Source organism: Streptomyces sp. NPDC059900 (genome assembly GCF_050270335.1).
Taxonomy (GTDB): domain Bacteria; phylum Actinomycetota; class Actinomycetes; order Streptomycetales; family Streptomycetaceae; genus Streptomyces.
Window position 1 is genome coordinate 1 of sequence record NZ_JBNNJZ010000158.1, and the last position, 15740, is coordinate 15740.

17 protein-coding genes are annotated in these 15740 nt (G+C 69.0%); 12 read left to right on the forward strand and 5 right to left on the reverse strand.

Annotation, left to right across the window (positions count from 1 at the left end):
* The first annotated feature begins 15 nt into the window (after positions 1-15).
* Positions 16-1689, forward strand: coding sequence for a cytochrome c biogenesis protein ResB (resB, locus tag ACQKIP_RS21305; RefSeq protein ID WP_427743783.1), 1674 nt, complete (start codon positions 16-18; stop codon positions 1687-1689).
* 162 nt (positions 1690-1851) lie between these two features.
* On the forward strand, positions 1852-2991 hold the full coding sequence (ccsB, locus tag ACQKIP_RS21310; protein WP_365862911.1) for a c-type cytochrome biogenesis protein CcsB: 1140 nt from the start codon (positions 1852-1854) through the stop codon (positions 2989-2991).
* A 75-nt stretch (positions 2992-3066) separates the two neighbouring features.
* Here the strand turns inward: ccsB and ACQKIP_RS21315 are convergent, their stop codons facing one another.
* The gene (locus ACQKIP_RS21315; RefSeq protein WP_365862912.1) at positions 3067-3531 is read right to left on the reverse strand and encodes a nucleoside deaminase; all 465 of its coding nucleotides are present in this window, start codon (positions 3529-3531) and stop codon (positions 3067-3069) included.
* A gap of 106 nt (positions 3532-3637) precedes the next feature.
* Between ACQKIP_RS21315 and ACQKIP_RS21320 the strand changes: the two genes are divergently transcribed.
* Positions 3638-4564, forward strand: coding sequence for a DMT family transporter (locus ACQKIP_RS21320; RefSeq protein WP_365862914.1), 927 nt, complete (start codon positions 3638-3640; stop codon positions 4562-4564).
* Here the strand turns inward: ACQKIP_RS21320 and ACQKIP_RS21325 are convergent.
* Together ACQKIP_RS21325 and ACQKIP_RS21330 are read right to left on the reverse strand one after the other, a co-directional pair.
* Positions 4497-5420: a LysR family transcriptional regulator gene (locus ACQKIP_RS21325; protein WP_365862915.1), complete on the reverse strand. Its 924-nt coding sequence runs from the start codon at positions 5418-5420 to the stop codon at positions 4497-4499. The genes ACQKIP_RS21320 and ACQKIP_RS21325 overlap by 68 nt on opposite strands.
* Before the next feature lie 2 nt (positions 5421-5422).
* Entirely contained in the window at positions 5423-5746 is a 324-nt protein-coding gene (locus ACQKIP_RS21330) for a PLD nuclease N-terminal domain-containing protein (RefSeq protein ID WP_361199517.1), read from the reverse strand.
* An 89-nt stretch (positions 5747-5835) separates the two neighbouring features.
* Between ACQKIP_RS21330 and ACQKIP_RS21335 the strand changes: the two genes are divergently transcribed.
* Genes ACQKIP_RS21335 through ACQKIP_RS21345 form a run of 3 tightly spaced genes read left to right on the forward strand, consistent with a single transcriptional unit; the run spans position 5836 to position 8909 of the window.
* On the forward strand, positions 5836-7293 hold the full coding sequence (locus tag ACQKIP_RS21335; RefSeq protein WP_361199520.1) for a menaquinone biosynthesis decarboxylase: 1458 nt from the start codon (positions 5836-5838) through the stop codon (positions 7291-7293).
* 2 nt (positions 7294-7295) lie between these two features.
* Positions 7296-8219 carry a menaquinone biosynthesis prenyltransferase MqnP gene (gene mqnP / locus ACQKIP_RS21340; protein ID WP_365862917.1) on the forward strand — a complete coding sequence of 308 codons (924 nt, stop codon included), beginning with the start codon at positions 7296-7298 and terminating at the stop codon, positions 8217-8219.
* A gap of 9 nt (positions 8220-8228) precedes the next feature.
* On the forward strand, positions 8229-8909 hold the full coding sequence (locus tag ACQKIP_RS21345; RefSeq protein ID WP_365862919.1) for a UbiX family flavin prenyltransferase: 681 nt from the start codon (positions 8229-8231) through the stop codon (positions 8907-8909).
* On the opposite strand, the gene ACQKIP_RS21350 is transcribed toward ACQKIP_RS21345, so the two are convergent.
* Complete coding sequence (locus tag ACQKIP_RS21350; RefSeq protein ID WP_365863111.1) at positions 8906-9034, reverse strand: hypothetical protein; 129 nt, start codon at positions 9032-9034, stop codon at positions 8906-8908. The genes ACQKIP_RS21345 and ACQKIP_RS21350 overlap by 4 nt on opposite strands.
* A gap of 141 nt (positions 9035-9175) precedes the next feature.
* On the opposite strand from ACQKIP_RS21350, the gene ACQKIP_RS21355 reads away from it, so the two are divergent.
* From ACQKIP_RS21355 to ACQKIP_RS21380, 6 genes are all read left to right on the forward strand, one after another.
* Complete coding sequence (locus ACQKIP_RS21355) at positions 9176-9631, forward strand: Lrp/AsnC family transcriptional regulator (RefSeq protein ID WP_249588502.1); 456 nt, start codon at positions 9176-9178, stop codon at positions 9629-9631.
* Between the two features lie 68 nt (positions 9632-9699).
* Positions 9700-10863, forward strand: a complete 1164-nt coding sequence (gene mqnE, locus ACQKIP_RS21360; protein WP_365862921.1) for an aminofutalosine synthase MqnE — start codon at positions 9700-9702, stop codon at positions 10861-10863.
* Between the two features lie 114 nt (positions 10864-10977).
* Entirely contained in the window at positions 10978-11502 is a 525-nt protein-coding gene (locus tag ACQKIP_RS21365) for a GNAT family N-acetyltransferase (RefSeq protein ID WP_365862923.1), read from the forward strand.
* A 137-nt stretch (positions 11503-11639) separates the two neighbouring features.
* On the forward strand, positions 11640-11930 hold the full coding sequence (locus ACQKIP_RS21370; RefSeq protein WP_365862924.1) for a DUF4229 domain-containing protein: 291 nt from the start codon (positions 11640-11642) through the stop codon (positions 11928-11930).
* A gap of 422 nt (positions 11931-12352) precedes the next feature.
* Positions 12353-13714 carry a dicarboxylate/amino acid:cation symporter gene (locus ACQKIP_RS21375; protein WP_365862926.1) on the forward strand — a complete coding sequence of 454 codons (1362 nt, stop codon included), beginning with the start codon at positions 12353-12355 and terminating at the stop codon, positions 13712-13714.
* 257 nt (positions 13715-13971) lie between these two features.
* Positions 13972-14607 (forward strand): TetR/AcrR family transcriptional regulator, encoded by a 636-nt coding sequence (locus ACQKIP_RS21380; RefSeq protein WP_365863100.1) that lies wholly within the window; start codon positions 13972-13974, stop codon positions 14605-14607.
* A gap of 16 nt (positions 14608-14623) precedes the next feature.
* On the opposite strand, the gene ACQKIP_RS21385 is transcribed toward ACQKIP_RS21380, so the two are convergent.
* Complete coding sequence (locus ACQKIP_RS21385; protein WP_365862928.1) at positions 14624-15457, reverse strand: MaoC/PaaZ C-terminal domain-containing protein; 834 nt, start codon at positions 15455-15457, stop codon at positions 14624-14626.
* Positions 15458-15740 lie beyond the last annotated feature (283 nt).

Sequence of the window (15740 nt, forward strand, 5' to 3'; positions counted from 1 at the left end):
CCCGTGGACCGGGCGATGCCCGGATCCTTCGGCGGCAACCGCGCGCCCGGCGCCGCGGGCTGGCTGGCCTGGGCGGGCCGCGAGAGCACCGGCTGGGTGCGCTGGATGTGGCGGCAGCTGACCTCGATGCGGGTCGCGCTGCTCCTCCTGCTGCTGCTCTCGCTCGGCGCGATCCCGGGCTCGCTGATCCCGCAGACCAGCATCGACGAGCTGAAGGTCCAGGACTTCAAGGCCGCGCACACCACGCTCGCGCCGATCTACGAGAAGTTCCAGCTGTTCGACGTCTACAGCTCCGTGTGGTTCTCGGCGATCTACATCCTGCTCTTCGTCTCCCTCATCGGCTGCATCGTGCCCCGCACCTGGCAGTTCGTCGGCCAGCTGCGCGGCCGTCCGCCGGGCGCGCCCAAACGGCTCGACCGGCTGCCCGCCTACACCACCTGGCGCACCGAGGCCGAGCCCGCGCAGGTCCACGAGGCCGCGCTCGGACTGCTCAAGGGCCGCAGGTTCCGTGCGGACCTCACGTCCGGCAAGGGCGGCGCGGCCGCGTCCGTCGCCGCGGAGAAGGGCTACCTGCGCGAGGCGGGCAACCTCTTCTTCCACATCTCGCTGATCGTGCTCCTGGTGGCCTTCGCCGTCGGCGCCCTGTTCAAGTCCGAGGGCGGCAAGCTCGTAGTCCAGGGCGACGGGTTCTCCAACACCCTCACCCAGTACGACAACTTCAAGTCCGGCAACCTCTTCAACACCGACGACCTGGCGCCGTTCAGCTTCAAGCTGGACAGCTTCGAGTCGACGTTCGAGAGGAAGGGCCCCGAGAAGGGCACGGCCCGCACCTACCGGGCGAACGTCACCTACAGCGAGGGCATCGACGGCTCCGAGAAGAAGAAGGCCATCGAGGTCAACAAGCCGCTCGAGGTCGACGGCTCGAAGGTCTACCTCATCGGCCAGGGCTACGCACCGACCGTCACCGTGCGGGACGGCAAGGGCAAGGTCGTCAGCCGCCAGTCCACGCCGCTCCTGCCGATCGACTCGAACGGCACGGCCACCGGCGCCATCAAGGTCCTGGACGGCTACCGCGACAAGAACGGCAAGAAGGAACAGCTCGGCTTCAACGCCTTCTTCGTGCCGACGTTCGCGGGCTCCGGGCAGGGCAACATGTTCTCCCAGTTCCCCGCGCTGGACTATCCGGTGCTCGCGCTGTCCGCGTACCACGGAAGCCTCGGCGTGGACTCCGGTCTGCCGCAGAACGTGTACCAGCTGGACACCAGCAAGATGACCAAGTTCAAGGACGCCAAGGGCGAGCTCCTGAAGCAGCGGATGGTGCCCGGCGAGACGATGAAGCTGCCGAACGGCGCCGGTTCGATCACCTTCGAGAAGGACATCAAGCGCTGGGCGACCTTCCAGATCTCCCAGCAGCCCGGCAGCATGTGGGCGCTCGTCGGGGCGGTCTGCGCCATCGTCGGCCTCGCGGGGTCGCTGTTCATCCAGCGCCGCCGTGTGTGGGTGCGGGCCGTCCGGGGCGCCGACGGCGTGACCGTCGTCGAGATGGCCGGGCTCGGCCGCAGCGAGTCCGCCAAGCTGCCCGAGGAGCTCGGCGACCTCGCCGCGCACCTGCACGAGAAGGCGCCGAGCGCGGTGGAGCCGGACAGTGTGTCCGACTCCCGCTCCGCGTCCGAAGGGGCTGAGAATTGAATCCTCTCCCCCGCGGAACAAGGGAGATTCCTGGCTCTCGCTGCCCGGCGGACCAGCGGTTCTCCGGGTCTTCCACGGTCAACGCCAGCCGGGTTGAAACCTGCCCGGCAACACGAGTGCAAGCTTCCTGCAGACCTCACCGCCCGACCATAAGCCGCCGGGATGTTCACCCGAAGGAGTGCTGAGGTGTCTTTCGCCGCCACCCTCGCCGCCGAACCGAACGAGAACCTCGCGAACATCAGCAATGTGCTGGTGTACTCCGCGATGGCCGTCTATCTCCTGGCCTTCTTCGCGCACATGGCGGAGTGGATCTTCGGCAGCCGCAGCAAGGTGGGCCGTACGGCCGCCGCGCTGACCCCCGCGACCGAGGCTGCCGCCAAGGCGCCCGCGGTCACCGTCAAGGCCAAGGCCGGTAGCGCCGGCACCGCTCTCCTCGATCCCCCCAAGTCGCCCCCGAAGGTCGTCACCCGCTCCGTCACCGGCACCCGCGACGTGCCGGACGGTCCCGGTGCCTCGGCCGGTGACGAGAAGGGCGACCTCTACGGCCGTATCGCCGTGTCCCTCACCGTGCTCGCGTTTCTCATCGAGTTCGGCGGCGTTCTCACCCGCGCCCTGTCGGTGCAGCGCGCGCCGTGGGGCAACATGTACGAGTTCAACCTGACGTTCTCCACGATGGCCGTCGGCGTGTACCTCGTGCTCATGGCGCTGAAGAAGAACGTCGGCTGGCTCGGCCTTCCGCTGATCACCACGGTCCTGCTCGACCTCGGTCTCGCCGTCACCGTCCTGTACACCGCGAGCGACCAGCTGGTCCCCGCCCTGCACTCGTACTGGCTGTGGATCCACGTCTCCACCGCGATCTTCTGCGGTGCCGTGTTCTACGTGGGCGCGGTCTCGACGATCCTCTACCTCTTCCGCGACTCCTACGAGAACAAGCTGGCCGGCGGCGGAAAGCCCGGCCGTTTCGCGTCCTCCGTCCTGGAGCGCCTCCCGGCCGCCGCCACGCTCGACAAGTTCTCCTACCGCGTGAACGCCGCCGTCTTCCCGCTGTGGACGTTCACGATCATCGCGGGCGCGATCTGGGCCGGCGACGCCTGGGGCCGCTACTGGGGCTGGGACCCCAAGGAGGTCTGGTCCTTCATCACCTGGGTCGCCTACGCCTGCTACCTGCACGCGCGCGCCACCGCGGGCTGGAAGGGCCGCAAGGCCGCCTACCTCGCCCTGATCGCCTTCGGCTGCTGGCTGTTCAACTACTACGGCGTGAACATCTTCGTCACCGGCAAGCACTCGTACGCGGGCGTCTGACGCCCCTCCCGCACGGCTCGTGAGGCCGGTTCCCGTGATCTGTTCCCCAGGTCCCGGGAACCGGCCTTCGCGCGCTCAGCCCGCCCCGTCCTCGAAGCCGATGTCCTCGTGCCACAGCCCAGGCCGCGCCGCGACGAAGTCCTCCATCATGGCCGTGCACGCGGGATCGTCCAGGATCACGATCTCCACGCCGTGCTCCGACAGCCAGTCGTGCCCGCCCTGGAACGTCCGTGTCTCGCCGACCACCACCCGCGAGATCCCGAACTGCCGCACCAGACCGCTGCAATACCAGCAGGGCGAGAGCGTCGTGACCATCGTCGTCCCGCGGTACGAGCGCTGCCGTCCCGCGTCGCGGAACGCCGAAGTCTCCGCGTGCAGCGACGGATCGCCGTCCTGGACCCTGCGGTTGTGCCCGCGCCCCAGCAGGGCCCCGTCCGCTCCGTAGAGCGCGGCGCCGATCGGGACGCCGCCCTCCGCGAGGCCCTGCCGGGCCTCTTCGACGGCGGTCGCGAGCCACGTACGGGCCAGCTTCTGATCCATGCGCACACCTTTCGTCAGGGCTCATCGTCCCCGCCGATGAGCCCATCGGCAGGACGCCCCACTGGCTCGTGGACCAGCGCATACGTCCGCTCGTAGCTTCATGGGCATGACCTCAGAGAACAAGGGCACGGCCCAGCTCACCGCAGCGATGGTGCTCTCCGGCACCCTCGGGATCTTCGTCGTCGAGTCGGGCGCGTCGGCCTTCAACGTCGTGTTCTTCCGCGTCCTGTTCGGCGCCTTCGCGCTCGGCGCCTACGCCTTGGCCCGCGGCTACTTCCGTAACCACGGCATCACCCCGAAGAAGCTCGGACTGGCCGCGCTCGGCGGGGCGTTCATCGTCTTCAACTGGGTGTTCCTCTTCAAGGCGTACGAGGAGACCTCGATCTCGCTGGCCACCGTCGTCTACCACACGCAGCCGTTCCTGCTCGTGCTGCTCAGCGCGGTCATCTTCCGCGAGCGCCTGACGGGGCATCAACTGATGTGGCTCGGTACCGCGTTCGCCGGTCTGATCCTCGTCTCCGGGGTGCGCCCGGGCGACCTCGGCTCGCTCACCGGCATCGGCTTCGCGCTCCTGGCGGCGCTGCTCTACGGCCTCTCCACCCTCGTCACCAAGCGCATCACCGGCGTACGGCCCCACCTCATCGCCCTCATCCAGGTCGTCGTCGGCATCCCGCTGCTGCTGCCCTTCGCGAACTTCGGCGCGATGAGCGGGACGGGCGCGGGCTGGGGCTGGCTCGTCGGACTCGGCGTCATCCACACCGGCCTGATGTACGTCCTGATGTACGCGGCGTACGCGAAGCTGCCCACCGCCAAGATCGCCGTACTCGCCTTCACCTACCCGGCGGTCGCGATGGTCGCCGACTGGGCCGTCTACGGACACCACATCGGCGTCGTCCAGGCCCTCGGCGTGCCGCTCATCGTCCTCGCCAGCCTGAAGGTCAACCGCGCCAAGCCGGCCAAGGTGGTCACCGGTTCGCCGTCTCCCGCGACTCCGCTGCCTGCTCCCGCACCAGCCGTACGGACTGCTCGATGAAGAGCCGCACATGGGCGGGCAGCCGCTTGCCCGCCCGCCACGCGAGCTGCGTGTGCAGAACGAACGGCGGCTCCCACGGCAGCGCGAGCAGCACCCCCGAAGCCAGCTCCTCCCGAACCGCCATCCGCGGAAGGAGCGCCACCCCGAGGCGACCGGCGACTCCTCGCTTGGTGGCCTCGATCGTGCCGAACTCCATGAACGGCGGCGGTGCCCCGTTGCGCACCCGCAGCTCGTCCTCGAACAGATCCCGGTAGGGACACCCCGGCTCCGTGCCGACCAGCTGCACGGCCGCCAGATCGCCGGTGGCCAGCGAGTCCGCCCCGTGCCCGGCCAGCGGATGCGTCGGCGCGCAGACCAGGACCAGCGGCTCCTCGGCGAGGACCTCGGTCTCCAGGCCCGCGTGCTCGGTCTCCCGCTCCATCAGGAACCCGACGTCGTACGTGCCCTGCCGCAGCGCCTGGCGCGTCTCGTCGCCCAGGGTGGGGCGCAGGGACAGCTGCACCCCGGGGTAGCGGTGGTGGAAGAGTTCGAGCAGCGGGGGCAGGCGGTAGGAGGTCAGCGACTCCATCGTGCCGACCGCGATCGCGCCGGCCGGTTCGTCGGCGCCGACGACCGCGGCCCGTGCCTCGTCCGTGAGCTCGATGATCTGCCGGGCGTAGGGGAGCAGGCGCTCACCGGACTCCGTCAGGCGGATGCGGCTGCCGAGCCGGTCGAAGAGCTCGGTGCCGAGCGAGGACTCCAGGGCGCGGATCTGGCTGGTGACGCTGGACTGGGCGTACTTCAGCTCGGCCGCGGCCTGCGTGAAGCTGAGTACGGACGCGACTTTTTCGAAGGTGACGAGCAGCCGCAGTTCCATGATCAGCCCTCCGTGCCCTTGTCCCGCTTCTTTTCGTCGGGATCCTCGTCCCTGAGGGACTTCAGGAACTCGGGGTTGTCGTCCGGTGCCACCCACTGTCCGCCGCGCCCGGCCCGCGGACCACCTCCGGCGGCGGACGTCTTGCGTTCCTTGCCGGTGACGAACCAGGCGATCGGGCCGAGCAGGACCTCGCCGAAGAGCAGCACGATGATGACCCAGACCACCTTCGGCAGATGCCTGATCTCCTTCTCCGGAGTGTTCAGGACATCGATGAAGGCGTAGATCCACACGGCCAGGACCAGCAGGAAAGGCAGATACCTGAGCATGGTTGCGCGATTCCCCAAGCGACGAAGGAAGGGCGGCGTACGGGCCCCGGTGACCCGGCCAGGGTAGCCGGTGACCGATACTGGAACGCATGGCTTATGACGATCTTCGCTCCCTGCTCCGAGCACTGGAGCGCGAGGGCGATCTCAAGCGCATCAAGGCCGAGGTCGATCCGTACCTGGAGGTCGGCGAGATCACCGACCGGGTGCAGAAGTCCGGCGGCCCCGCGCTCCTCTTCGAGAACGTCAAGGGCTCCGCGATGCCCCTGGCCATGAACGTGTACGGGACGGACCGGCGCCTGCTCAAGGCGCTGGGCCTGAAGTCGTACGCCGAGATCAGCGACAAGATCGGCGGCCTCCTCAAGCCCGAGCTGCCGCACGGCTTCGTCGGCGTCCGCGAGGCCTTCGGGAAGCTCGGCGCGATGACGCACGTACCGCCGAAGAAGGTGAAGTCCGACAACGCGCCCGTCCAGGAGGTCGTCCTCACCGGCGACGACGTGGACCTGGAGAAGCTGCCCGCGCTCTTCACCTGGCCCGAGGACGGCGGCTCCTTCTTCAACCTGGGCCTGACCCACACCAAGGACCCGGACACCGGGGTGCGCAACCTCGGCCTGTACCGCCTCCAGCGCCACGACAAGCGCACCATCGGCATGCACTGGCAGATCCACAAGGACAGCCGCAACCACTACCAGGTGGCCGCCCGCAGGGGCGAGAAGCTTCCCGTCGCGATCGCCTTCGGCTGTCCGCCCGCCGTCACGTACGCGTCGACGGCGCCGCTGCCCGGCGACATGGACGAGTACATGCTGGCCGGATTCATCCAGGGCAAGCGCGTGGAGATGGTCGACTGCAAGACGGTCCCGCTCCAGGTCCCGGCGCACGCCGAGGTCGTCATCGAGGGCTGGCTGGAGCCGGGCGAGATGCTGCCGGAGGGTCCCTTCGGCGACCACACCGGCTTCTACACGCCGCAGGAGCCGTTCCCCGCCCTGAAGATCGACTGCGTGACGATGCGGAAGCGTCCGCTGCTCCAGTCGATCGTGGTGGGCCGCCCGCCGACGGAGGACGGCCCGCTCGGCCGCGCCACCGAGCGCTTCTTCCTGCCCCTGCTCAAGGTGATCGTCCCGGACATCGTGGACTACCACCTGCCGGAGTCCGGCGGCTTCCACAACTGCGCGATCGTCTCGATCGACAAGAAGTACCCGAAGCACGCGCAGAAGGTCATGCACGCCATCTGGGGCGCCCACATGATGTCCCTGACGAAACTGATCGTGGTCGTGGACAAGGACTGTGACGTCCACGACCTGCACGAAGTGTCCTGGCGCGCGCTCGGCAACACCGACTACGCACGCGACCTGACGGTGGCCGAAGGTCCCGTCGACCACCTCGACCACGCCTCCTACCAGCAGTTCTGGGGCGGCAAGGCGGGCATCGACGCGACGAAGAAGCTGCCCGAAGAGGGATACACCCGGGACGGGGGCTGGCCGAACATGGTCGAGTCCGACCCGGAGACGGCGTCGAAGGTCGACCGCCGCTGGAAGGAGTACGGGCTCTAAAGATGAGTGCTGATTCAGCCACCTCGGATCTCCTGGGTCCCGAGCCCGCCCCGCCCGGCAAGGTCAAGGCGTTCCTGCGCCTCGTGATGATCGAGCACTCGGTCTTCGCGCTGCCCTTCGCGTACATCGCCGCGCTGACCGCGATGTTCCAGCTGGACGAGAACATCCACTGGGGCCGCCTGCTCCTGGTCACCATCTGCATGGTGGGCCTGCGCACGTTCGCCATGGCCGCGAACCGCATCATCGACCGGGAGATCGACGCCCGTAACCCGCGGACCGCGCACCGCGAGCTCGTCACGGGCGCCGTCTCGGTGAAGTCGGCCTGGACCGGCGCGCTGATCGCGCTCGTCGTGTTCCTGGGCGCCGCCGCGCTGCTCAACCCGCTGTGCCTGGCGCTCGCGCCCGTCGCGGTGATCCCGATGGTCGTCTATCCCTACGGCAAGCGGTTCACGAACTTCCCGCAGGCGATCCTGGGCCTCGCGCAGGCCATAGGGCCGATCGGCGCCTGGATCGCGATCACCGGCGAGTGGTCCTGGCAGGCGGTCATCCTGGGCCTGGCGGTCGGCATCTGGATCGGCGGCTTCGACCTGATCTACGCCTGCCAGGACGTGGAGACGGACCGCGAGGTCGGCGTGAAGTCGGTGCCCGCCCGGTTCGGCATCCCCGCGGCCATCTGGGGCGCGCGCGGCTGTCACCTCGTGACCACCGCGCTGTTCGTCTGGTACGCCGCCGACACCGGCGCCGGTGTCTTCCTCTGGCTGGGCCTCGCGATCGTGGCGGGCGCGTTCGTCTACGAGCACTCCCTCGTGAAGCCGCACGACCTCTCACGGCTCAACCGCGCCTTCTTCCAGGTCAACGGCTTCATCGGCATCGCGCTCTTCGTCTGCGCGCTGCTCGATCTGCTGGTGCGCGGCCTGAGCGTCTAGGCTCACAGCGTGAAGCCAGGAGATACGCAGCGCAAGCCTTGGATCGTGGGGGTGTCCGGGGCCTCCGGGACCCCCTATGCCGCCGCCGTGCTGCGGGCGTTGCTCGCGGCGGGGGAGAGCGTGGACCTGGTGGTCTCGCGGGCCTCGCGGCTCACGATCCTGGACGAGACGGGCATCGCCTTCCGGGACGCGCACTGGCAGGAGGACCTGCGGGAGTGGCTCGGGCGCGGTGCCGACGGGAAGCCGGGAACCTTCGACGTTCCGGTGGACGACGTGCGGTACTGGGCGGCCGGGGATCTGGCGGCCGGGCCCTCGTCGGGGTCGTACGCGACCAAGGGGATGCTGATCGTGCCCGCGTCCACGGCATGCGTGGCCGGGGTGGCGCTCGGGCTCTCGAAGGATCTGCTCCAGCGGTCGGCGAGCGTGACGCTCAAGGAAGGCCGGCAGCTGGTCGTCTGCGTCCGTGAGACACCGCTCAACGGGCAGACGCTGAAGCACTTGGTGGCGCTGGACGAGGCGGGCGCGATCGTGCTGCCCGCCTCTCCGGCGTTCTACGCGGGGGCGACGCACATCCAGGATCTGGTGGACTTCGTCGCCGGGCGGACGCTCGACGCGGCAGGCGTGCCGCATCAGCTGTACCGCCGCTGGGAGGGCGAGCTCGGATCGGGCTCGGCCCCCCGGGGGGATTAGCGCTTCTTGGCGGCGTGCTTCGTGCGTCGCTCGGCCGTCGGCGCGGTGGGCTTGTGGGCACGCGAGCGGTTGGCCAGGTCCTGCAGCTCGCGCATCCGGGCGTAGGCCATCTCGATCGAGTACACGGTGTGACTCACTCCTGAAATTCGTTGAATCGTCGTTGATCTGCTGAAACTGAGAAAGATTCACAGGGGTCAGACCCTGTTGCGCCTTAGATTCTACACATAGACTCGCGTTATCGCTGAATAATGAAAGGCATCGCACCTATGGACGCCGTGGACAGGCAGCTCATCCAGGCTTTGCGCGAGAACGGCAGGGCCTCGTACGCCGAACTCGGCCGGCTCGTCGGCCTCTCGGGACCGAGCGTCACGGACCGGATCAACCGCCTCGAGGCGGCGGGCGTCATCACCGGCTACCGCGCGACGGTGGACTCCGCGTCGCTCGGTCTCGGCGTCATCGCCCTCATCGGCATCTCCCTCTCGGACGCCGCCGACCACGAGGACGTGGCGCGCCGCCTCAAGGACCTGCACGAGATCGAGGACTGCTGGTTCATCGCGGGCGACGACTCGTACATGCTCAAGGTGCGGGCCAGCGACGTGGACGGCCTGGAGAAGACGATCCGCCGGCTGAGCGGCACCAAGGGCGTCTCCAGGACGCGTACGACGATCGTGCTCTCCACGAAGTGGGAGAACCGCGTCGGGGAGCTGCCCGAGGAGGGCTAGGGGCACAGGCGTAACGTGGGCGAGGCGTGATTTGCGCAGGCGTACAGACATGGAGAGGCGGCCGGGGTATGGACGCGGGGCTCAAGCGTGAGCTGGAGGAGAAGGTCCGGGCCGGTGAGCGGTTGTCCCGCGAGGACGGCATCGCCCTCTACGACTCGGACGACCTGGCCTGGCTCGGCGGTCTCGCCCACGAGGTGCGCACGCGCAAGAACGGCGACGTCGTGCACTTCAACGTCAACCGCCACCTCAACATGACCAACGTGTGCACCGCCTCGTGCGCGTACTGCTCGTTCCAGCGCAAGCCGGGCGAGAAGGACGCGTACACGATGCGCATCGAGGAGGCCGTCCGCCTCGCCAAGGCGATGGAGGGCGAGAACCTCACCGAGCTGCACATCGTCAACGGCCTGCACCCGAACCTGCCGTGGCGCTACTACCCGCGTTCGCTGAGCGAGCTCAAGAAGGCGCTCCCGGACGTCTCCCTGAAGGCGTTCACGGCCACGGAGATCCACCACTTCGAGACCATCTCGGGGATGCCGGCCTCCGAGATCCTCGACGAGCTGATCGAGGCGGGCCTGGAGTCGCTGACCGGCGGCGGCGCGGAGATCTTCGACTGGGAGGTCCGCCAGCACATCGTCGACCACCGCACCCACTGGGAAGACTGGTCGCGCATCCACCGCCTCGCGCACGAGAAGGGTCTCAAGACCCCGAGCACGATGCTGTACGGCCACATCGAGGAGCGCCGCCACCGCGTCGACCACGTCCTGCGCCTGCGTGAGCTCCAGGACGAGACCGGCGGCTTCCAGGTCTTCATCCCGCTGCGCTACCAGCACGACTTCGTCGACATGCAGGACGGCAAGGTCCGCAACAAGCTCCAGGCACGCACGACCATGGCGTCCGGCGCCGAGGCCCTGAAGACCTTCGCGGTCTCGCGCCTCCTCTTCGACAACGTCCCGCACGTCAAGGTCTTCTGGGTCATGCACGGCCTGCACACCACGCAGCTCGCGCTCCAGCACGGCGCGGACGACATGGACGGCTCGGTCGTCGAGTACAAGATCACGCACGACGCGGACAACTTCGGTACGCCGAACAAGCTGACGCGCGAGGACCTGCTCGACCTCATCCGCGAGGCGGGCTTCCGGCCCGTCGAGCGCAACACGCGCTACGAGTCGATCCGTGAGTACGAAGGGCCCGACCGGTCGCTGCGGGAGTCCCCGCAGGCGATGCGGGTCTGACCCGCCCGCCGCGAACGATGCGCGAGCCCCGGCCTCTTCGGCCGGGGCTCGTTGCGTTGTCCGGCATGCGGAACATGGTTGAGGCGCGCCCCATGTAATGGTTACTCTCGACCTATGGCACTTACCTTCCGTCTTGACCCGGAGATCGATCCCGCCCTCCGCGACGGCGTCCTCGCCCTCTGGGCCGACGTGTCCAACGCCGGCGGAGCCGTCGGCTTCGTACCGCCCGTGACGGTCGAGGACATACGCCCGGAGTGGCTCAAGCGCCTGGCCCAGCTGGGCGAGGGGGACACCCGGCTCCTCGTCGGCCACGACGAGGACGGCGCCGTCGCCGCGACCGCCTTCCTCGCGTTCAACTCGCACCGCCTGATGAAGCACTGGCTCTGGCTGTACGTGGTGATGGTCCACCCCAAGCACCAGGGCAAGGGATACGGCCGCGACCTGATGGCCGCCGCCGCGGACGCCGCACGCGGGCTCGACGGCATCGAGGCGATCCGGCTCACCTGCCGGGGCGGCACCGGCGTCGACCGGTTCTACGAGTCCTGCGGATACAAGGAGGTCGGACGGGTGCCCGGCGCCATCCGCGTCGCCCCCGGCGACGACCGCGACGACATCACGATGCTGCTCCCGCTCGGCTGACGGCCCGCGGTGAGGGCCCGGCAGGGCCCGGCAGGGCTCGGTAGGGCTCACCCCCTTGCCGGGCGCGCCCCCCTCCGTGCTTCACTGGAGTGGCTCGTCCTACTCGGGCCCATTTCGGAACGGAAGAGTGGATTGACATGCTCCGCTACACGCTGATGCGCCTCGGGATCTTCGTGGGCTGCTTTTTCGCGGTCTGGGGACTTGTCTACGCCGGGATCCTGCCCAAGGGCCTCGGGGACTCCAACCTCCTGTGGGTGCTGCTGCTCGCCCTCGTCGTCTCCGCGCCCATCAGCTTCGTGGTGCTGCGCAAGGAGCGCGACCGCGCCTCGGTCCAGGTCGTCGAGCGCGTGGAGCGCACCAAGGCCAACCTGGAGGCGAACCGCACCATGGAGGACGTCGCCGACGACCGCGCCCGCGCGAAGTCGTGACCCCTCGGACGCAGCCGTAAGGTTCGTCACAAAAGCCTCAACCCCGGTACGGGAGCAACTGCTCCGGGCCGGGGTTTCTTGCGTCCCGCAGGCCCCGTCGCCTCCGACCGGCCTCGTCTACCTCAAACAACACCTTTGATGTACTCAAAGTTCAAGTGTTAACGTGTTCGACATGAAGACAGCAGCCGCGCACCGCATCGCCATGAGCGTCCCGCTCGTGGCGCGCCTGCATGTCGATCTCTGCCGCTGCATGTCCGCGGCCTGTCGCCGCCGTCTCTGAGTTCTCCGAGTCCTCTGCGACCAGCGCAAGCGACAAGCACCAAGTGACATCCGCACTGCGGCGGCGCCGTCAAGGCCGTTCCGTCTGACCCCCTCACGGTCGCCGCTCCCTCACGTCCCCCGCCATTACCCGGAGTGTGTCCGTGTCCGCGAACTCCCCCGTATCCCCGGCCGACAAGGCCGAGCAGCCGCAGTCCGGCTCCCGGATACCCAGATTCCTCAAGCTGCCGTTCTGGGCGCAGATCCTCGGCGGTCTGGTCCTCGGTGTCCTGCTCGGCTGGCTGGCCCGCAGCCAGGACATCTCCTGGCTCGTCACCACCCTGGACAAGGTCGGCAGCACCTTCATCGGGCTCCTGAAGCTCGCGGTCGCCCCGCTCGTCTTCTTCGCCATCCTGGTGTCGATCACCAACCTGCGTAAGGTCAACAACGCCGCGCGGCTCGCCACGCAGACGCTCGTCTGGTTCATGATCACGTCGCTGATCGCGGTCGTCATCGGCCTCGCGATCGGCCTCATCACGAACCCGGGCGCCGGCACCGGCCTCACCCCGAAGGACGGCGCCAAGCCGGAGACCTCGGGCTCCTGGATCGACTTCCTCACCGGCATCATCCCGACGGACGTCATCACCCCGTTCACCCAGCTCAACGTCCTCCAGATCGTCTTCATGGCCGCCGTCGCCGGTATCGCCGTACTGAAGATCGGCGAGAAGGCGCAGCCGATCCTGGACCTCAGCGAGTCCGTCCTCGCGCTGCTCCAGAAGGCCCTGTGGTGGGTCATCAAGCTCTCCCCGATCGGCACCGTCGGCCTCATCGGCTTCGCCATCGCCGACTACGGCTGGGACCTGATCAGCAAGTACGCGACGTTCACCGCGGACATCTACGTCGGCTGCGCCCTGGTGATGTTCGGCGTCTATCCGCTGCTGCTCTCCACGGTCGCCAAGGTCAACCCGGTCCAGTTCTTCAAGGGCGCCTGGCCCGCGATCCAGCTGGCCTTCGTCTCGCGCTCCTCGGTCGGCACGATGCCGGTCACCCAGAAGGTCACCGAGCGCCTCGGCGTGCCGAAGGAGTACACGTCCTTCGCGGTGCCGTTCGGCGCCACCACCAAGATGGACGGATGCGCCGCGATCTACCCGGCGATCGCCGCGATCTTCGTCGCGCAGATCTTCGACGTGCAGATGGGCGTCAAGGAGTACCTGCTCATCGCCTTCGTCTCGGTCGTCGGCTCCGCCGCCACCGCCGGCCTGACCGGCGCCACGGTCATGCTGACGCTGACCCTCTCCACGCTGGGCCTGCCGATGGAGGGCGTGGGCCTGCTGCTCGCCATCGACCCGATCCTGGACATGATGCGCACCGCCACGAACGTGGCCGGTCAGGCGGCCGTGCCGGTGATCGTCGCCGCTCGCGAGAAGATCCTGGACCGTGAGGCCTACGAGCACGCGTCGGCTTCGCCGCTCGACGAGTTCGATGGCTCCGCCGACCAGCCGCAGACGGTGCCTGTCGCCGCCTGACGTCCCCCGGCTCGTCGCGAGCGTGCCCTGCCCCGCACCTGGATTCGTTCCGGGGGCGGGGCACGTTTGTTGTGGGGCGTCGTGTGGTGTGGTGGTGGGGCGTCGTGCGGGGTGGCGGGGCGTCGTGCGGGGCTCGGGCGCGGGGGAGTTGGGGCTGACCGTAGGCTGGTCTGTCTGTGCTCAGGTTGTGTGGAAGGCGGGCGTCCGGGGTGGGCGATGTGAAGGCCGCGGGTGCGGTGGACAAGCGGCAGAAGCGGATGCCGCGGGCCGTGCGGGAGCAGCAGATGCTGGATGCCGCCGTGCGGATCTTCGGGCAGCGGGGGTACCGGGCGGCTTCGATGGACGAGATCGCGGAGGTCGCGGGGGTCTCGAAGCCGCTGGTGTATCTGTACCTGAACTCCAAGGAGGAGCTTTTCACCGCGTGCATCCGGCGGGAGGCGGCGGCGCTGGTCGCGGCGGTGCGGGCCGGGGTGAGTGTCGGGGTGAGTGGCGGGGCGCGGGGGCGCGGTCCCGCCGACCGGCAGTTGTGGGCGGGCCTTGAGGCGTTCTTCGCGCATACCGCGGCGCGGCCCGACGCGTGGGTGGTGCTGCACAACCAGGCCCGTACGCAGGGGGAGCCGTTCGCGGCCGAGGTCGCCGTGATGCGCGAGGAACTCGTGGCGTTCGTGACGTCGCTGATCGCGGAGGCGGCACGTGAGGCGCACCGCAAGCCTGAGCTGGCGGAGCGTGAAGTCGCGGGCCTTGCGCAGGCGTTGGTGGGCGCGGCGGAGTCGCTCGCCGGGTGGGCGAACGGGGATGCGTCGGTGTCCGCGAAGGAGGCTGCGTCGACGCTGATGAACTTCGCGTGGTCGGGGCTCGGGGAGTTGATGGAGGGGCGGCGCTGGGTTCCCTAGCGGGGGTGCTCGTCGCCTACCGGAGGGTTCCGGTGAGGTGGGTCCTCTCGCCGCTGCGGAGTTCGAAGGCGGAGCCTTCGGCGGCGTAGGTGACGGTAGTCGGCAGCAGTACGGGGGCCTTGAAGTCGACCTGTACGCGGGCGGTTTCGGGTGTCTCGTACTCCGTGTGCTCCGCGAGGCAGCGGGCCGCGGTCCACATGCCGTGCGCGATGGCCCGGGGGAAGCCGAGGAGGCGGGCGGTGAGGGGGTGCAGGTGGATGGGGTTGCGGTCACCTGAGACTGCGCCGTAGCGGCGGCCGAGGTCCGGGGGCAGTTGCCACTCGGTGCGGGCCGGGAGGGGGGTGGCGTCGTCGCTCTTGCGGGGTGGTGGGGCGGGGGTTCCGGTGGTGGCGGTGGTGGCGGTGGTGCGGTGTCGGGCGAGATACGTGCTGCTGGACGTCCATACGGGGGTGCCGTCGACGCGGGCTTCCGTGACGAGGGTGGCTTCGGTGCCGCGGCGGTGCGGGGTCAGGCGGGCGGCGTGCACGGAGAGTTCGAGGGTGTCCGCGGTGGTCAGGGCGCGGTGCTGGGTTATCTCGATGGACGTGTGGACGAGGCCGAGCAGGGGGAGCGGGAAGGCGCGGGTGGTCATGAGGCGCATGGCCAGCGGGAAGCCGAGGACGTGGGGGTAGGTGAGGGGGAGGGTGTGCTGGGGGGTTCGGTAGCCGCAGATGCGGGAGTAGGCGGCTAGGTCTGCGGCGCGGGGGCGTACGGCGGTGAGGGTCTGGTGGTCGGCGGGGAGGGGGGCGTCGGGGCGGGGCCGCTTGAGCGGCGAGAGGATCGCGCCGCGGAGTAGCAGGGGGGTGAGCATGGGGGTCCTTTCGGGGCCGTCTGTGCTTCGGCCCGTCTGTGCTTCGGGGCGGGGTCGTGTGTGGGTGCGGGGCCGCGTCGGTATGTCCGTCCTCGCTATCGGGGTCTGGCTGCTTTGTTGCTTCGGTGCCGGAGTGGGGCGAGCCGTGCTCCGGGCGGAAATACCGACGCGTCCCCTCGCGTCTCGATGCCGGGTGCGGGTGCGTGAGGGCCGGGCTCCCCCGCCCCACGCCTGTCCGCCGGAACACCCTCCCACCCCGCGCTGTCGCTGCGGGGCAATCGGG